The following is a 14,896-nucleotide window of genomic DNA, read 5'->3' as shown; positions in this document are numbered from 1 at the left end:
GTTTGCCGGAGCCGCCCCGGCCGTAGGCGCTGCCGCGGCTCCCGTTGCCGCCGCAGCCGCCCCCGCCGTGGGTGCCGCCACCGGAGCCGCCGCGCTGGCGCAAAGCACCGGAATATTGCATTTCGTCGAGCATAGCGACGCGGTCGGCAAGTCGCTGTTCGGCATCCTGCTGTTCATGTCGCTGATCAGTTGGTACCTGATCTTCGCCAAGTCGCTGCTGGGCCTGCGCATCCGCCATCGTTCCAAGAAATTCCTGCACGAATTCTGGAGCGCCAGTTCGCTCGAGCAGGTCGAGAATGAAATCAGCACTCATGGCGCCAACGAGCCCTTCGCCCATCTGGCGAGCCACGCCATCCACGCCCGCAACCATCACGCCAAGTACGGCGCGCTCAAGCTGGAAGAAAAAGGGTCCACCGGGGCATTCGTCACCCGCACCATACGCAAAGTCATAGACGAGGAAACCGCCAAGCTCGAAAACGGGCTGACGGTGCTGGCCTCCATCGGCTCGACCGCGCCTTTCGTGGGCCTGTTCGGCACGGTCTGGGGCGTTTATCATGCCTTGGTGGGCATCGGCCTGTCCGACGGTGTCACCATCAACCGCATCGCCGGGCCCGTGGGCGAGGCCTTGATCATGACCGGCTTGGGGCTGGCGGTGGCGATTCCCGCCGTGCTGGCCTACAACGGCTTTGTGCGCGGCAATCGCGTCTACCTGGCGCGCCTGGACGCTTTTGCTCATGATTTGTTCACCTTCCTGTCCACCGGGCAGCAGGTGGATGTCGGCGAAACCAAGGTGCGCCGGCTGTCCTCCGCAAAGGGAGAGTAAGCCATGGCATTCGGCAGCTTCGACAGCAAAGGGGCCAGCCATACGGTCTCCGAAATCAACATGGTGCCGCTGATCGACGTCATGCTGGTGTTGCTGGTGATATTCATCATCACCGCCCCTTTGTTGAGCCATTCGATCAAGGTCAACCTGCCGCAGGCGAGCGCCGAGCAAGTCAAAGAGCAGCCCAAGGCCATAGACCTCGCGGTCGATGCCCAGGGCCAGCTCTTCTGGGACGACCAGCCGGTCTCCATGGACGCGCTGCAGGGCCGTTTCCAGGAACAGGCCCGGCTCGACCCGCAGCCGCAGTTGCAGATCCGGGCCGATCTCAATACCCGCTACGAAGTGCTGGCCAAGATCATGGGCCAGGCCCGCGTGGCGGGCATCAAGCACCTGGGCTTCATGACGCGGCCGCTGCCCGCCGTGTCGGGGGCGCCTGCTGCGCCGGCCGCGCCCGCGGCCCAATAGCCTGCGGCCGCATGGTCCGCAGCCGGCCAGCGGCGCCGCCGCCCCGCGTATTGCCATGCCGCCCCGCCGCCGGGGCGGCGTTCGCCCAAAAGATTCCGGTTCGATATAGAATCACGGCATGCGAGTTCTAGTAATCGAAGACGACACCACGCTGGGCCATGCGCTGCAGGAATTCCTCGTGGAACAGGGTTATGCAGTGGATTGGCTGCAGGAAGGCGACCAGGTGCTGGGCGCCGTGGCCGGCCAGGCCTACGACCTGCTGCTGCTCGATCTGAACCTGCCCGGCATGAGCGGGCTGGATGTCCTGCGTCAACTGCGCGCCAACGGCCAGCAGATTCCGGTCCTGATCCTTACCGCGCGCGATGGGGTGGAAGACCGGGTGGCGGGCCTGGACGCCGGCGCCGACGATTATGTTACCAAGCCCTTCGAACTGCCTGAACTGGCGGCCCGGGTGCGGGCATTTGCCCGGCGCAGGGCGGGGCAGGCCCAGCCTTTCATCGAGGCCGGCCCGCTGGTGTTCGACACCGTAGGGCGCGAAGTGCGCGTGCACGGCGAGCGCCTGGCGCTGTCGGTGCGCGAACTGTCCGTGCTCGAAATGCTCATGGGGCGCGCCGGGCGCGTGGTCACCAAGCGCCAGATCGTCAATTCCCTGTCCGCCTGGGATGCGGATTTCAGTGAAAACGCCGTCGAGGTCTATGTATACCGCTTGCGCAAGCGCCTCGAAGGCACTGGGGCCGGCATACAGACGGTGCGCGGCTTCGGCTACCTGCTAGACGTAGAAAGTGCCGCCTGAGACGGCACGATTCCTGCGCGGCCGCGCCGCGCGCGCATGCCGCGCCCCGAATTCCGGCCCAGAGCCCCGGCGCGTTTTCAGTATGAACGGGCCCTAGGGCCTGGAGCGCGCGGCACCCTCATCATGTCCAACAGCACGTCCACCGCCCGCCCTCTCCGATCCCGGTTCTCGCCGGGCAGCCTGGCCGCACTGATGCCCCAGGGCTCCCTGGCCCGGCACCTGGTGATGCGCCTGCTGCCCGCGGTGATCCTGCTGGTGCTGCTCGACCTGATCGCCATTTGGGCCATCACCCGCCAGATCAGCCTCGATGCATGGCTGCTGGAAGACATCTTCTGGTTGATGATCCTGAGCCAGGTGCTGCTGGTGCTGCTATTTGCCTGGGTGCTGATTTCGGGCGTACGCTCGGGGCTGGAGTCGATCAATCGCCTGTCCGAGGAAATCAGCCAGCGCTCCATCGACGACCTGCAGCCGCTCGATCCATCCGGGCTGCCCACGGAAATTTCCCCGGTGGTCACGCACTTCAACGATCTGCTGGTGCGCCTGGACGATTCGATGCAGGCGCAGAAGCGCTTCATCGGCCACGCCGCCCACCAGTTGCGCACCCCCTTGAGCGGGCTCAAGCTGGAATCGGAATTGATGCTTGCGCGCCAGTTGCCCGACGACGTGCGGCCGCGCGCCGAGCGTATCAAGAGCGTGACCGACCGCATGATCCGCCTGGGCCAGCAACTGCTGGTGCTGGCGCGCGTCGATTCTTCCACGCAGCCGCAGGACAGCTTCGAGCGCCTGGACCTCTGCGAGTGGGCGCGCATCAGCGGCGCCGAGTGGATACCTTCGGCCCGGACGGCGGGTGTGCAATTGCACATGGTGGCGCCGGACGATCCGGTATGGGTGGACGCCGATCCCCTGCTGCTCGAGGAAATGCTCAGCAACCTGGTCGACAATGCGCTGCGCTATGGCGCGGGCGCGAAGAACATACGGCTGATCGTGGGGGCAAACCCCCCGTCGCTGGCCGTGGAAGACGACGGGCCGGGTATCGACTCGGCCGACAGCGAGCGGGTCTTCGAGGCCTTCTATCGGTCTCCGCGGGCCAACGCCGGAGGTTCGGGCCTGGGCCTGGCCATCGTGCGCGAGATCGCTCGAGCCCATGGCGCCTGGTGGAGCCTGACGAGCCGGCCGGCCTTTCCCGGCACGCGCATCGCCATCGTCTTTCCGGGCCCGCGCATGGGCGCCAAACTGAGCCGGCAGGAATAATCGGATTACAAGGGTACGAATCGTGACGCATGATGCTGCAAAAGATGGCAAGCCCCCGGGGTTTACCGTACTGCTGGGAGCGCTGGGGGTGGTGTACGGCGACATCGGCACCAGTCCGCTGTACACGATACGGGCCTCGCTGTCGGAATTCCACGTCCTGGACCAGGAACACGTGCTGGGCGTGCTGTCGATCCTGTTCTGGCTGCTGATACTGATCGCCTCGGTGAAATATGTGATGTTGATACTGCGCGCCGACAACCGCGGCGAGGGCGGTACGCTGGCCTTGATGGAGCTGGCCGTGCGCGGCAAGAAGGGCCGCATCCGGTGGGTGCTGACGGTGCTGGCACTGATCGGCGCCTCGCTCTTCTATGGCGACAGCATGATCACCCCGGCGATTTCGGTGCTCTCGGCCATCGAGGGGGTGGGCGTGGTCTCGCACACGCTGGACCACTTGATCGTGCCCTTGTCGGTGGTGGTGCTGGCGGCGCTTTTCATGATCCAGTCGCGAGGCACGGGCGCGGTGGGCAAGCTATTCGGCCCCATCATGCTGGTGTGGTTCGTGGCCATAGGCCTGCTGGGGGCTTGGCGCATCGTGCAGATGCCGAGCATCCTGCTGGCCTTGAATCCCATGTGGGCGTTGAGCTTCATCGCCGACGCCCCCTGGGGCACCTTCCTGCTGCTGGGCGCCGTAGTGCTGGCGCTGACCGGCGCCGAGGCGCTCTACGCCGACATGGGCCACTATGGCCGCCCGGCCATACAGCGCGCCTGGTTCGGCCTGGTGCTGCCGGCCCTGGTGCTCTGCTACTTCGGGCAGGGGGCATTGCTGCTGGCCGACCCGACGGCGATTTCCAATCCGTTCTTCCTGCTGGCGCCTTCGTGGGCCCTGGCGCCCCTGGTTGCCCTGGCCACCGCCGCCACCGTGATTGCCTCGCAGTCCGTGATCTCGGGGGCTTTCTCGGTGACGCGCCAGGCCGTGCAACTGGGCTTCTGGCCGCGCATGACTATCCTGCATACTTCCGCGCGGGAAGAAGGGCAGATCTACCTGCCGCGGGTGAACATGCTGCTGTTCGTGGCGGTGCTGATCCTGGTGCTGGCATTCCAGTCGTCCGAGCGGCTGGCGCATGCCTATGGGTTTGCCGTCACGGGCACCATGCTGATGACTTCCATGCTGGCCTTCACCGTGCTGCCCGGACGTTCGACCGGCGCCCGGCGCGTCTTGTGGATGCTGCTGCTGACGCTGTTCCTGGTGACGGACATTCTGCTGTTTTCGTCGAACGCGCTGAAGATCGTGGAAGGCGGCTGGCTGCCCCTGGTCGTTGGCCTGAGCATCCTGACGCTGATGCTGACCTGGAAGCGGGGCCGGGAACAGATCCACGACACGCTGGCGGGGGACCACCAGCCCCTGAAGTCCTTCATGGAGGCGCTGGAGCAATATCCTCCCACTCGGGTCGAAGGCACGGCGGTCTTCATGAGCATGATCGTCGATACGGTGCCGCCGGCGCTGCTGCACAATCTCAAGCACAACAAGGTGTTGCACGAACAGGTGCTGTTCCTGCACGTGCGCAGCAGCGACGTGCCCTATGTGCCGTTCGACGAACGCTTCGAGCTGGAACGCCTGAGCCGCTCGAGTTGGCAGGCGGTGGCCACCTGGGGCTTCAAGCAAGAGCCCAATGTGCCGCAACTGCTGGAGCAGATCGGCCACGCGCATCCGGAACTCAACCTCGACCCGATGCAGACCTCGTACTTCCTGTCGCGCCAGACGGTAATCGTGGTGCGCAGGCTGCCCCTGCGCATGCGCTGGCGGCGCAGCCTGTTCGCCTTCATGGCGCGCAACGCCACGCGCAGCACGCGGTTCTACAAGATCCCGCCGAACCGCGTGGTGGAAATGGGCATGCAACTGGAACTATAGGCCGGGAGGCTCGAGCACGGGGCCTGGCGGCATCGGAACCAAGGCGCCGCTATGCTCCCGGCGGCTGCAGGCTCCGAGGCTCGGGCCTCTTCTCATACCAATAGGCTTTCAAAGAGATAAGAATCCCTGGTATGAATTTTTATCTTTTTGATTGCAGATGCGTATCAGGCAGACGGGGACGGAGGCTCTGCGTGCCGGGCGTCGCGCTTGCGGGCCGCCTGCATGAGCAGCATGGCGGTGACGGGCGCCGAGATGAACAGCAGCGGCACCAGCAACAGTTCATTGAGAACCAGGTGTCCGGCGCGCGCCGATGAAATCAGCAGCGATGCGAGCAGCACGGCCACCGCGCCCAGGGTGCTGCCCAGCGTGGGCGCATGGATGCGGGCGTAGAAATTTTTGAACTTCAGCAAGCCCAGCGAGCCGGTCAGGGCCAGCAGGCCGCCGGCCACCAGCAGCAGGGCGGCGGGCAGGCTGGCCCACAGCGGTAATTCATTCATGGTGCGCTCTCCCGGCGCTGCGCGTCGTCATTCCTGGATAAGATGGGTATTCTTCGAGGGACAGGTATTTTTCGAAGGATGGGTATTTTTTGAACAGTCGGGCGGGTGCGTTCATGGCTCGATCACCTCGCCGCGCAACAGGAATTTGGCCATGGCGGCCGAGCCCACGAAGCCGAACAGGGCGATCAGCAGCGCAATCTCGAAATACAGGCTCGTGCCGTCGCGTATGCCCAGCACCAGGATGATGAGCATGCCGTTGATGTACATGGCGTCCAGGCCCAGCACGCGGTCCTGGGGGGTAGGGCCGCGCAGCAGGCGCAGGGCGGCGCAGGCCGCGCCCAGCGCCAGGCAGCCCAGCGCAAAGCTGCCGGCCCAAAGCAGTATCGCATTCATTCGAAAATCTCCATCAGGGGGCGCTCATAGCGTTGTTTAATAAGATTTATCCAGTGCGACTCTTCATCCAGGTCGAGCACGTGCAGCGTCAGCGCTCCGTCTTCGCATAGCTCGGTCCAGACTGTGCCCGGGGTATAGGTGACGATGCAGGCGAGGAAGGCCAGGCCGTGCGGGTTGCGCAGATCCAGGGGGATGCGGATGAAGCCCGGGGTGGGCCGCGCCCTGCGCGACCAGATCAAGCGGCCGACCGCCAGGTTGGAGCGTGCCACGTCCAGCGCCACCATGCACAGCAGCCGCGCGATTTTCCATGGCTTGCGCAGGTGCGAGTGCAGCGGCCGCAGCGCGGCTCCGGCGCGCACCAGCGCTACCGACAGCACGGCGCCCAGCAGGATCTGGCCCGGCTCCACGGTGTTGTTGAGCACCAGCCACAGCAGCGTGAGCATGGCCGGCAGGGCCAGGGACGAGATGAGGCGCTTCATGGCGAGCCTCTGTGGGCGCTGGCCTGCGTGAGCACGGCATCGATATAGGCGGCCGGCTGGTCCAGCGAAGTGGCGGTGTCGTCCAGCATGCGCTGTACCGGGCCGGCCCAGACGGCCAGCGCAATGCAGGCCGCCAGCAGGATCGCCACGGGGGCAGCTTCGCTCACCCGCAGGCGCGGCACTACGGTGTCTTCCTGGTTCCAGAACATGTGCATCCCGGCGCGGCCCAGCGCGATGATCGCGGCCAGGCTCGAGGCCAGTACCGCACCCAGCAGCAGCCAGGCATCGACGGGAAACTCCTGAGGCGCCGATGCCGAAAACTGCAAGGCGGCCGACAGCAGCGAGAACTTGGCCAGGAATCCCGACAGTGGCGGCAGGCCGGCGATGACCAGTGCGCAGCCCATGAACGCCAGCCCCAGGAACGCCATGGCCGCCGGGATCGCCACGCCGACGACATCGTCGCTGCGGCCGGAGGCGGGGTCTTCCAGGCCGAAGGCTTCCTGGCTGGTGGCCAGCATTTCCGCGCCGAAGGACTGGGTGCGGCCGATCATTTCGATCAGCATGAAAAAGGCGCCGGTGGCCAGCACCGAGCTGACCAGGTAGAACAGTGCCGGTCCGGTAAGGGTGACGCCCGGCATGCCGAGCGCGGCGAGCAATGTGCCCGAGGAAACGATGATGCAGTAGGCAGCGATGCGCTCGCTGCGGTGGGCGGCGAGCAGCCCGAACATGCCGAACAGCAGCGTGAGCAGGCCTGCCGGGAACATCCAGGCGCCGCCGAAGGCGGCCGGCGCCCCGGTGGGCAGCAGCAGCGAGCCGATGCGCAGCAGCGCATACACGCCCACCTTGGTCATGATGGCGAACACCGCGGCCACCGGCGCGCAGGCTTCGCCATAGGCGGCCGGCAACCAGAAGTTCAGCGGCCAGGCCCCGGCCTTGATGAGAAAAGCCACGCCCAGCATGGCCGCGGCCGCCTCGAACAAGTGGCGGTCGGCGCCGGTGAGCCGGCCTGCCACGACGGCCATGTCGGCCATGTTCAGCGTGCCGGTGACGCCGTAGATCAAGGCGATGGCCACCAGCAGGATGAAGGAGGCGAGTAGGTTGATGGCGATGTAGTGCAGGCCGGCGGTGACGCGCGCCTGGCCCGATCCGTGCAGTACCAGGCCGTACGAAGCCGCCAGCAGCACCTCGAAGAAGACGAACAGATTGAACAGGTCGCCGGTCAGGAATGCGCCGTTGATGCCCATCATGAGGAACTGGAACAGGGGATGGAAGTGCGCGCCTTCCCGGTCCCAGCGGGCGCTGGCATAAATCAGGGTGGTGCAGCCCAGCAGGGCGCAGAGCGTGAGCATCACCGCGGCCAGGCGGTCGGCCACGATGACGATGCCGGCCTGCGCCGGCCAGTCGCCCAGCAGGTACACGCTGATGCCGCCGGGCCAGGAATGCGGCGCCCAGCCGGCGGCCAGCCGCAGCAACTGCACCGCCACCAGCAACTGGATCAGGGCCGAGGCCAGCCCCAGCGCAAGGCGCGCACGGCGCCGCGTGTCTTTGAGCAGCAGCATGGCTGCGCCCGCGACCAGCGGCACGATGATCGGCAGCACGGGCAGGTGCGACCACCAGATCATGGGCCGGCCCTCCTGTTATTGAGTACCAGCCGCGCGGGCGCTAGCGGGCGGCAGCCTGCTTGTCGCTGCGCGACAACCTTCCCGTGGGAAGGAGTGTGCCCTCCGGGCGGCTGCGCGGGCGCGACCATGCGATGGCCCATCTGTCGCTGCGCGACACCCTCTCCAAGAGAGGGGGCGCATCCGCCGGGCATCTGTGCGGGCATGCTCATGGCTGCTCCTTGCCGTCGACGTGGTCGGTGCCGCTCAGGCCGCGCGAGGCCAGCAGCACGACCAGGAACAGGGCGGTGGTGGCGAAGCCGATGACGATGGCCGTGAGGATCAGGGCCTGCGGCAGCGGGTCGGCGTAGCGGGCAGGATCGGCGCCTTTGGTTGGATCGATGACCGGCACTTTGGCCTCGGCTAGGCGCCCCATGCCGAATATGAACAGGTTGACCGCGTACGACAGCAGCGACAGGCCCATGATGACCTGGAAGGTGCGCGGACGCAGCAGCAGCCAGATTCCGGAGGCGGCAAGCAGCCCTATGGCGATAGCGACGACGATTTCCATTAACGGCCTCCGCGTTGCGGCTGGGCGGCCGAGCCGCCCGGTTGGCGATACAGGCGCAGCGACTGGTGCGCCAGTACCAGCAGCATGAGGATGGTGGAGCCGATCACCAGCATGTACACGCCGAGATCGAAGACCAGCACCGAAGGCACGTCCACTTCGCCCAGCAGGGACAGGTGCAGGCGCCAGTAGCCCGCCGACAGCAGCGGCCGCGAAGACCACCAGGCCGACACGGCGGCGGCGCCGGCCAGCAGCAGCCCGGCGCTCATCCAGTATTGAGGGTGCAGGCGCCGCCGCGATTCGACCCAGATGACGCCGCCCGCCATGTATTGGAGGATGATGGCGGTGGCCATGATCAGGCCGCCCACGAAGCCGCCGCCCGGCAGGTTGTGGCCGCGCAGCAGGAAGAAAAACGAGATCAGGGCGGCTGCCGGCAGCAGCAGGCGCAGCAGCACGGCCGGCACCATCATGGGGCCGGCGGGCAGCAGTGCCGCTGGATCCGGCGGCAGGGCGTCATCGGCCGAGCCGCGTCGCGCAGCGGGGATCTCCAGGCTTTCCGGGGGCGGCCTGAAACGCCGCAGCAGCGCATAGACGCTGAGCGCGACGATGCACAGCACAGTGATTTCGCCCAGGGTATCGAAACCGCGGAAGTCGACCAATATGACGTTGACCACATTGGTGCCGCCGCCTTCCGGCAGCGCTTTTTCAAGAAAGAAGGCGGAAGCGTTGCTGCCCGCCGGACGCGTCATGACCGCATAGGCCAGGGCCGCCAGCCCTGCGCCGGCCAGTATGGCCACGACCAGGTCGCGGATGCGGCGCGCCACCGCGTCGGTGGCGGCCGACGCTGCCGCGGCGCCTTCGGTGCGTACGCGCCGCGGCAGCCAGCGCAGGCCGAGCAGGATCAACACTACCGTCACGACTTCGACGGCGAGCTGGGTCAGGGCCAGGTCGGGCGCGGAATACCAGACGAAAGTCAGGCTGGTGACGAGGCCTGCCGCGCCGGTCAGCAGCAGGGCTGCCGGCCGATGATACTTGGCCTGCACCGCTGCGCCGATCGCGCAGGCTACCCCTGCGACCCACAGCAGCACGAACCAGGGGTCGACGGGGGTGGACGCCTGCGGCCCGAACCAGGAACCGTGGCGCAGCGGCAGCAGGGCAGCAGCCATGGTGGCGAGCAGGGCCAGCAGCAATTGGGGCTGCAGGCGCGGCGAGCTGCCGTATTCCAGGCCGCGCCGCGCCAGTTCGTCCAGCGCTTCCATGAACCCTTCGTAGGCGCGCCGGCCCTGGATCAAGTCGAGCAAGGGAACGTAACCCGGCCTGGAACGCCAGCTTCCGCGCAGCGCCCAGTACAGCGCCACGCCGCCGGCCAGCGCCACCAGGCTCATGGCCAGCGGCAGGTTCAGGCCATGCCACACGGCCAAGTCGTAGTTGGGTTCGGCGGCGCCCAGGATGGAACCGGTAGCCGCCTCGAGCAGGATCTCAACAGTGTGCCCCGGCAATATGCCCACCACCAGGCAGGCCAGCACCAGGACCGCGCTGGGCAGCAGCATCCAGAATGGGGGTTCGTGCGGCGGGCGTGGCAGGTCGCGGGCGGGCGGCCCGAAAAATACCTGCAGGATGAAGCGCAGCGAATACGCCACGCTGAAGGCCCCCGCCAGCACCGCGAAGATGGGCAGGCCGTACAGGCGCAGCCAGTCGCCGCTGATGAAGACGGTCTCGGCGAAAAACATTTCTTTCGAGATGAAGCCGTTGAGCAGCGGCACACCCGCCATGGCGGCGGCCGCCACGGTCGCCAGCACGGTAGTCAGCGGCATGCTGTGGCGCAGCCCCGAAAGGCGGTTGATGTCGCGCGTGCCGGTTTCGTGGTCGACGATGCCCGCCGCCATGAAAAGCGATGCCTTGAAGGTCGCGTGGTTGATCATATGGAACACGGCGGCTACCAGCGCCAGCCGGCTGTTCATGCCCAGCAGCAGGGTGATCAGGCCCAGGTGGCTGATGGTGGACTGGGCCAGCACGCCCTTCATGTCCTGCTGGAACATCGCCGCGTAGGCGCCCAGCACCAGTGAGCACAGGCCCGCGCCGCCGACGATCCAGAACCATAGCTCGCTGCCGGACAGCACCGGCCACAGGCGCGCCAGCAGGAACACGCCTGCCTTGACCATGGTGGCCGAATGCAGGTAGGCCGACACGGGGGTGGGCGCCGCCATGGCCTGCGGCAGCCAGAACTGGAACGGAAACTGCGCGCTCTTGCTGAGCGCGCCCAGGGCGATCAGCGTGACGATGGCGGGATACCAGGGATGATGGCGTACCAGGTCGCCCGAGGCGAGCACGCGGTCGAGGTCGTAGCTGCCGACGACGTGGCCCAGCATCAGCACTCCCGCCAGCAGGCACAGGCCGCCGGCCGCGGTGACGGTGAAGGCCATGCGGGCGCCGCGGCGCGCATCGATGCGGTGGTGCCAGAAGGCGATCAGCATGAACGATGACAGGCTGGTCATTTCCCAGAAAACGACCAGTTGCACCAGATTGCCCGACAGCACCACGCCCAGCATGGAGCCCATGAACAGCAGGAAGAAGGAAAAGAATCGCGCGGTGGGGTCCTGCTCGGACAGATAGTAGCGGGCATACAAGGTGACGAGTGCGCCCATGATCGTCACCAGCAGCGCGAACAGCCATGCATAGCCGTCCAGGCGCAGCGCCAGGTCCAGGCCCAGTTCGGGCGCCCAGGGGATGGCGGCGTGCACCACGATGCCGCGGGAGACTGCGGGCCACTGGGCGATTAGCAGCGCCGCGCAGGCCAGCGCCACCAGGCCCGTCAGCCATGCCTGCAGCCTGCGGGCGTCGCGCGGCAGCACGGCGAGCACGAGGCTGCCGGCCAGGGGCAGCGCCAGTATGAGCATCAGCGGCATCTAGGCTTACACGAATCTGAAGGGAAGGGGTTCAATGATACGATAGATATAGCACGGTCCCGCGACTGTTCGTCGCCGGCGCGGCCGCCCTGGCCTGGCGCGGAACCTGGGCGGAACCTGGGCGGAACCTGGGCGGCGCCGGGCCCTCGCCGTACAGGTTTTTCCGTGCATGGAATTTTCCCCGCGCAGAAATACCTCGCAGGCAGAAATACCGCGCAGAAATAAAAACGCCTCGCAGCGATGCGAGGCGGTGTACTCGATGGACGGGGCGCCGATCGATCGGCGCCCGCGTGTACGCAGCTGGATCAGTTGCTGGCGGGAACGGTGATGGTGGTTTCCCTGAGAATGCCGCCGCTTTCGACACTGCCCTTGGTTACAGTGTTCTGCCCGGACATTTGTATCATGCAATCCTGCTGCTGGCCGGCGGGCAGGGACTTGCAGCGATTGGTGGCGTCCTGCTGGTAGTCGTGGGCGCCGGCCGTCAGGCGATTGCGCTTGGCTTCCTCGTAGGCGGCCCCGGCTTCTTTCATGCAGGTGGCGCGGCTTTCGGTAGTGGCGCTGCTCTTGCAGAAGGCGACGTCGGATTGGTATTGGGCACGCAGGTCGGCGTTTCTGTTGGGTCCCGCGGCTATGGCTACCGAGGAAAACAGTCCAGCGCTCAACAGGCCGGCAGCCAGGGTCTGACACGTAAATTTCGATATACGAAAAGCCATATTTTCACCTCTGTGTGTTGTTGAACCTCGAAGCTACTATGAGACAAGTATAGAGCCGTTTGCGCGCGGCCGGTTGCCCGTCCGCGTCTGTTTAGCCAGCGTAGAAACATTTTCCTACTCTGCGACGCCCGTATGGGTATGCTAGTCAAAAATGCCAGCAATTTGTTACCGTAATTGCTGCGGTCGCGGACAATTCAGCCGCTTTTCGGCTTTCGCGGTGTCTCGCCCGGCCTTGGTTCGGCCAGCCGACACCGCGCTATCCGGGGCTGGCGGGTACCGCGAAAAACTTCTTATTCGAGCCGCAATTCGGCAATTTGTTCCCGTGTTTTTCACATCGTATCGTCGGCCCGAATGCCCCTGGCGCTACAGCCATCCATCCCAGGCCTTTTTATTTTTGGCGTGCTTATGACCGTACTCAAGTCCAGAATCCCGCAACTGCTGGGCCGCCTGCCGCTATTCGACGAGTTTTCCCAGGACGAGCTGGCGCAGGTCGCGCAATCGGTCTCGGAAGTGGAGGTGGCGCGCGGCGGTGTGGTGTTCCGCCGCGGCGATCCGTGCACCGGTTTTCACTGCGTGGTGTATGGCCAGGTCAAGCTCGCGGTGGCCTCGCCCGAGGGCGACGAAAAGGTGGTCCGCATCGCAGGCCCCGGCGACAGTTTTGGCGAGGCGCTGATGTTCCTGGGCAAGCCGTATATCGTCTCGGCACAGGCACTGGCCGATACGCTGTTGTTGTTCGTGCCGCAGGCCACGGTGTTCGACGGCCTGGAGCGCGACGGGCGCTTTGCGCGCAAGATGCTGGCGGGCCTGAGCCGGCGCCTGCAGGGCCTGGTCGCCGATGTCGAAGCCTATTCGCTGCGTTCCGGCGCGCAGCGGGTAATAGGCTATCTGCTGCGCGCGCAGGCCCTGGAACAAGGGCCGCGCGTGAGCCTGGACGTGAGCAAGGCAGTGCTCGCCTCGCGCCTGAACCTGACGCCGGAGCACTTTTCCAGAATCCTGCACGATTTGTCGACGGCCGGGCTGATCGAGGTGCAGGGCAGGGACATCACTCTGCTCGATCTGGAGCGTTTGCGGGCCTACGGCTAGGCACTGTGGGGCTGCGGCTGGATGCCAGGATTCTCGTATGGGGATTTGTGCAATACACTGCGCCGATATTCATGATCTGGAGTCGAGGGGTGAATGAGGAATTGGAGTCCGAGCCTGCGGCGCTCGTATTGGGGGAACTGTTCAGTTTTCAGGTGCGACGGTTCAACGTGCTGTACACCCGAGCTTCCACTTTGGTTTATGGCCGAGATTTCGGCCTCAAGCTGAATGAATGGCGAGTATTGGCGGCTGTCATGTCGCACGGAGAGCATCCCCCTTCCATGGGTGATCTGGTACAGGAAACGGGACTGGATTATGGGCTTGCCTCGAGGCTGGTGGGGGCTTTGGTCGAGAGAGGCCTTGCGCTTCGCGAGCCGAGTTCGCATGATGCGCGTGCGCGTGCGGTCGAATTGACCGTGGAGGGCCGCCTTTTGGCTCGCCGCGTGCTGCAGGTCGCGGTCGACCGCAATGCCAGGCTGACGGCAGTTCTGGAGCCGGGACAGCTACGCGTGCTCAATACGATGATGGAGGCTTTGATACACAATGCCGAACTCATGCTGCTCGAAGATCAGGCCCTCCGCTCAGGCCGATAGCTGGCTCGTGCTCGCGAGCCCCTTCAGCGGGCGCGGACTCGCTAAGATGTGAGGCCGCTGCCAGCCAAAAGGGTTTCGCGCTTGGCTCAATCCACCTGCGAGCCTGATTCTTTGATGATTCCGCCCCAACTAGCTTCGTCTTTTGTCAGGAAATTGTTTAGGGCCGATACTTCCATAGGTCGCGCTAGCAGCCCTATGTCGGCGAGCTTTTTTCGGAATGCGGGTTGCCGCAGCGATGCGTTGATGTCCCGGTTGAGCAGTTCGATGTCGTCTTTGGGCGTGCCGGCCGGCGCCATGATGCTTTGCCAGATATCCAGGTTCATAAAGGGAAATGTGTTCATGATGGATGGAACCTTGGGCAAGGTATCCAGAGGCTCGGAACCGCTGATGGCGAGCGCTTTGAGCTTTCCCGCCAAAATCTGGGGGGTGGCGATAGATGCGTCCAAGAACATGAAATCGACGTTGCCGGACATGAGCGAAGTCATGGCGGCCACCGAGCCCTGGAATGGAATGTGCTGCATATTGAGCTTTTCATGTGCTTTGAGCAGCTCCATCATCAAGTGGTGACCAGTGCCATTGCCCGGGGAGGCAAAAGTGTATTTGCCGGGATGTTTTTTGATCAGCGAGACTAGTTGAGCCGGAGTTCGGGCTGGGAAGTCAGGCCTTGTGACGAGTATCAGCGTTACGTTGCCCAGCATCGCTGTCAACGTCGGTTGAAAACTGACCCACATTTCGTCGGAAACGTCGGAGTAAATCTGACCCACCCTGGCATCCTGGGTACTACGGTTTGATCTTTACCTGTCCCGCTTTGCGTTTGTCCTTGAGCCG

At 65.2% G+C, this 14,896-nt stretch carries 15 protein-coding genes; 7 read left to right on the top strand and 8 right to left on the bottom strand.

Features of this window, described 5'->3' with window-relative positions; all coding sequences use genetic code 11:
* The 5 genes from KVP10_RS21025 to KVP10_RS21005 all read left to right on the top strand — a co-directional run.
* On the top strand, window positions 1-823 hold an 823-nt coding region (locus KVP10_RS21025), incomplete at its 5' end, for a MotA/TolQ/ExbB proton channel family protein (protein ID WP_246600908.1).
* A gap of 3 nt (window positions 824-826) precedes the next feature.
* On the top strand, window positions 827-1,288 hold the full coding sequence (locus KVP10_RS21020) for an ExbD/TolR family protein (RefSeq protein ID WP_217966715.1): 462 nt from the start codon (window positions 827-829) through the stop codon (window positions 1,286-1,288).
* Between the two features lie 118 nt (window positions 1,289-1,406).
* On the top strand, window positions 1,407-2,081 hold the full coding sequence (locus KVP10_RS21015; RefSeq protein ID WP_217966714.1) for a response regulator transcription factor: 675 nt from the start codon (window positions 1,407-1,409) through the stop codon (window positions 2,079-2,081).
* Window positions 2,082-2,273: 192 nt separating this feature from the next.
* On the top strand, window positions 2,274-3,332 hold the full coding sequence (locus tag KVP10_RS21010) for a sensor histidine kinase (protein WP_217966717.1): 1,059 nt from the start codon (window positions 2,274-2,276) through the stop codon (window positions 3,330-3,332).
* A gap of 22 nt (window positions 3,333-3,354) precedes the next feature.
* Window positions 3,355-5,241 (top strand): potassium transporter Kup, encoded by a 1,887-nt coding sequence (locus KVP10_RS21005; protein WP_343218788.1) that lies wholly within the window; start codon window positions 3,355-3,357, stop codon window positions 5,239-5,241.
* Between the two features lie 164 nt (window positions 5,242-5,405).
* Here KVP10_RS21005 and mnhG read toward each other — a convergent pair whose 3' ends face one another.
* The 7 genes from mnhG to KVP10_RS20970 all read right to left on the bottom strand — a co-directional run bounded on the left by mnhG (window position 5,406) and on the right by KVP10_RS20970 (window position 12,395).
* On the bottom strand, window positions 5,406-5,738 hold the full coding sequence (gene mnhG, locus KVP10_RS21000) for a monovalent cation/H(+) antiporter subunit G (RefSeq protein ID WP_217966713.1): 333 nt from the start codon (window positions 5,736-5,738) through the stop codon (window positions 5,406-5,408).
* Between the two features lie 111 nt (window positions 5,739-5,849).
* Window positions 5,850-6,131 (bottom strand): K+/H+ antiporter subunit F, encoded by a 282-nt coding sequence (locus KVP10_RS20995; protein WP_217966712.1) that lies wholly within the window; start codon window positions 6,129-6,131, stop codon window positions 5,850-5,852.
* Window positions 6,128-6,610 (bottom strand): Na+/H+ antiporter subunit E, encoded by a 483-nt coding sequence (locus KVP10_RS20990; protein ID WP_217966711.1) that lies wholly within the window; start codon window positions 6,608-6,610, stop codon window positions 6,128-6,130. Before KVP10_RS20990 ends, KVP10_RS20995 begins: the two co-directional genes overlap by 4 nt.
* Window positions 6,607-8,232: a monovalent cation/H+ antiporter subunit D gene (locus tag KVP10_RS20985; RefSeq protein WP_217966710.1), complete on the bottom strand. Its 1,626-nt coding sequence runs from the start codon at window positions 8,230-8,232 to the stop codon at window positions 6,607-6,609. The genes KVP10_RS20990 and KVP10_RS20985 overlap by 4 nt, the downstream gene beginning before the upstream one ends.
* A 205-nt stretch (window positions 8,233-8,437) precedes the next feature.
* Window positions 8,438-8,779 carry a Na+/H+ antiporter subunit C gene (locus KVP10_RS20980; protein ID WP_217966709.1) on the bottom strand — a complete coding sequence of 114 codons (342 nt, stop codon included), beginning with the start codon at window positions 8,777-8,779 and terminating at the stop codon, window positions 8,438-8,440.
* Complete coding sequence (locus tag KVP10_RS20975; protein ID WP_217966708.1) at window positions 8,779-11,682, bottom strand: monovalent cation/H+ antiporter subunit A; 2,904 nt, start codon at window positions 11,680-11,682, stop codon at window positions 8,779-8,781. The genes KVP10_RS20980 and KVP10_RS20975 overlap by 1 nt, the downstream gene beginning before the upstream one ends.
* Window positions 11,683-11,987: 305 nt before the next feature.
* Entirely contained in the window at window positions 11,988-12,395 is a 408-nt protein-coding gene (locus KVP10_RS20970; protein WP_217966707.1) for a hypothetical protein, read from the bottom strand.
* Between the two features lie 405 nt (window positions 12,396-12,800).
* Here KVP10_RS20970 and KVP10_RS20965 point away from each other — a divergent pair, with 405 nt between their 5' ends.
* Both KVP10_RS20965 and KVP10_RS20960 read left to right on the top strand, forming a co-directional pair.
* Window positions 12,801-13,478 carry a Crp/Fnr family transcriptional regulator gene (locus KVP10_RS20965; protein WP_217966706.1) on the top strand — a complete coding sequence of 226 codons (678 nt, stop codon included), beginning with the start codon at window positions 12,801-12,803 and terminating at the stop codon, window positions 13,476-13,478.
* 89 nt (window positions 13,479-13,567) lie between these two features.
* Entirely contained in the window at window positions 13,568-14,068 is a 501-nt protein-coding gene (locus KVP10_RS20960; RefSeq protein WP_217966705.1) for a MarR family winged helix-turn-helix transcriptional regulator, read from the top strand.
* Window positions 14,069-14,154: 86 nt separating this feature from the next.
* Here the strand turns inward: KVP10_RS20960 and KVP10_RS20955 are convergent, their stop codons facing one another.
* Window positions 14,155-14,832 carry a Bug family tripartite tricarboxylate transporter substrate binding protein gene (locus KVP10_RS20955; RefSeq protein ID WP_217966704.1) on the bottom strand — a complete coding sequence of 226 codons (678 nt, stop codon included), beginning with the start codon at window positions 14,830-14,832 and terminating at the stop codon, window positions 14,155-14,157.
* Window positions 14,833-14,896 lie beyond the last annotated feature (64 nt).

It is taken from the genome of Candidimonas humi, from assembly GCF_019166065.1.
Classification (GTDB): Bacteria; Pseudomonadota; Gammaproteobacteria; order Burkholderiales; family Burkholderiaceae_B; genus Candidimonas; species Candidimonas humi.
The sequence above is the reverse complement of the archived record's forward strand: the minus strand, read 5'-3'. Positions and strand labels throughout refer to the sequence as shown.

Bases quoted from the DNA above. Each gene is read 5' to 3' on its own strand.
- KVP10_RS21020 (WP_217966715.1), top strand. From the start codon at position 827: ATGGCATTCGGCAGCTTCGACAGCAAAGGGGCCAGCCATACGGTCTCC.
- KVP10_RS21015 (WP_217966714.1), top strand. From the start codon at position 1,407: ATGCGAGTTCTAGTAATCGAAGACGACACCACGCTGGGCCATGCGCTG.
- KVP10_RS21010 (WP_217966717.1), top strand. From the start codon at position 2,274: ATGCCCCAGGGCTCCCTGGCCCGGCACCTGGTGATGCGCCTGCTGCCC.
- mnhG (WP_217966713.1), bottom strand. From the start codon at position 5,738: ATGAATGAATTACCGCTGTGGGCCAGCCTGCCCGCCGCCCTGCTGCTG.
- KVP10_RS20995 (WP_217966712.1), bottom strand. From the start codon at position 6,131: ATGAATGCGATACTGCTTTGGGCCGGCAGCTTTGCGCTGGGCTGCCTG.
- KVP10_RS20990 (WP_217966711.1), bottom strand. From the start codon at position 6,610: ATGAAGCGCCTCATCTCGTCCCTGGCCCTGCCGGCCATGCTCACGCTG.
- KVP10_RS20985 (WP_217966710.1), bottom strand. From the start codon at position 8,232: ATGATCTGGTGGTCGCACCTGCCCGTGCTGCCGATCATCGTGCCGCTG.
- KVP10_RS20980 (WP_217966709.1), bottom strand. From the start codon at position 8,779: ATGGAAATCGTCGTCGCTATCGCCATAGGGCTGCTTGCCGCCTCCGGA.
- KVP10_RS20975 (WP_217966708.1), bottom strand. From the start codon at position 11,682: ATGCCGCTGATGCTCATACTGGCGCTGCCCCTGGCCGGCAGCCTCGTG.
- KVP10_RS20970 (WP_217966707.1), bottom strand. From the start codon at position 12,395: ATGGCTTTTCGTATATCGAAATTTACGTGTCAGACCCTGGCTGCCGGC.
- KVP10_RS20965 (WP_217966706.1), top strand. From the start codon at position 12,801: ATGACCGTACTCAAGTCCAGAATCCCGCAACTGCTGGGCCGCCTGCCG.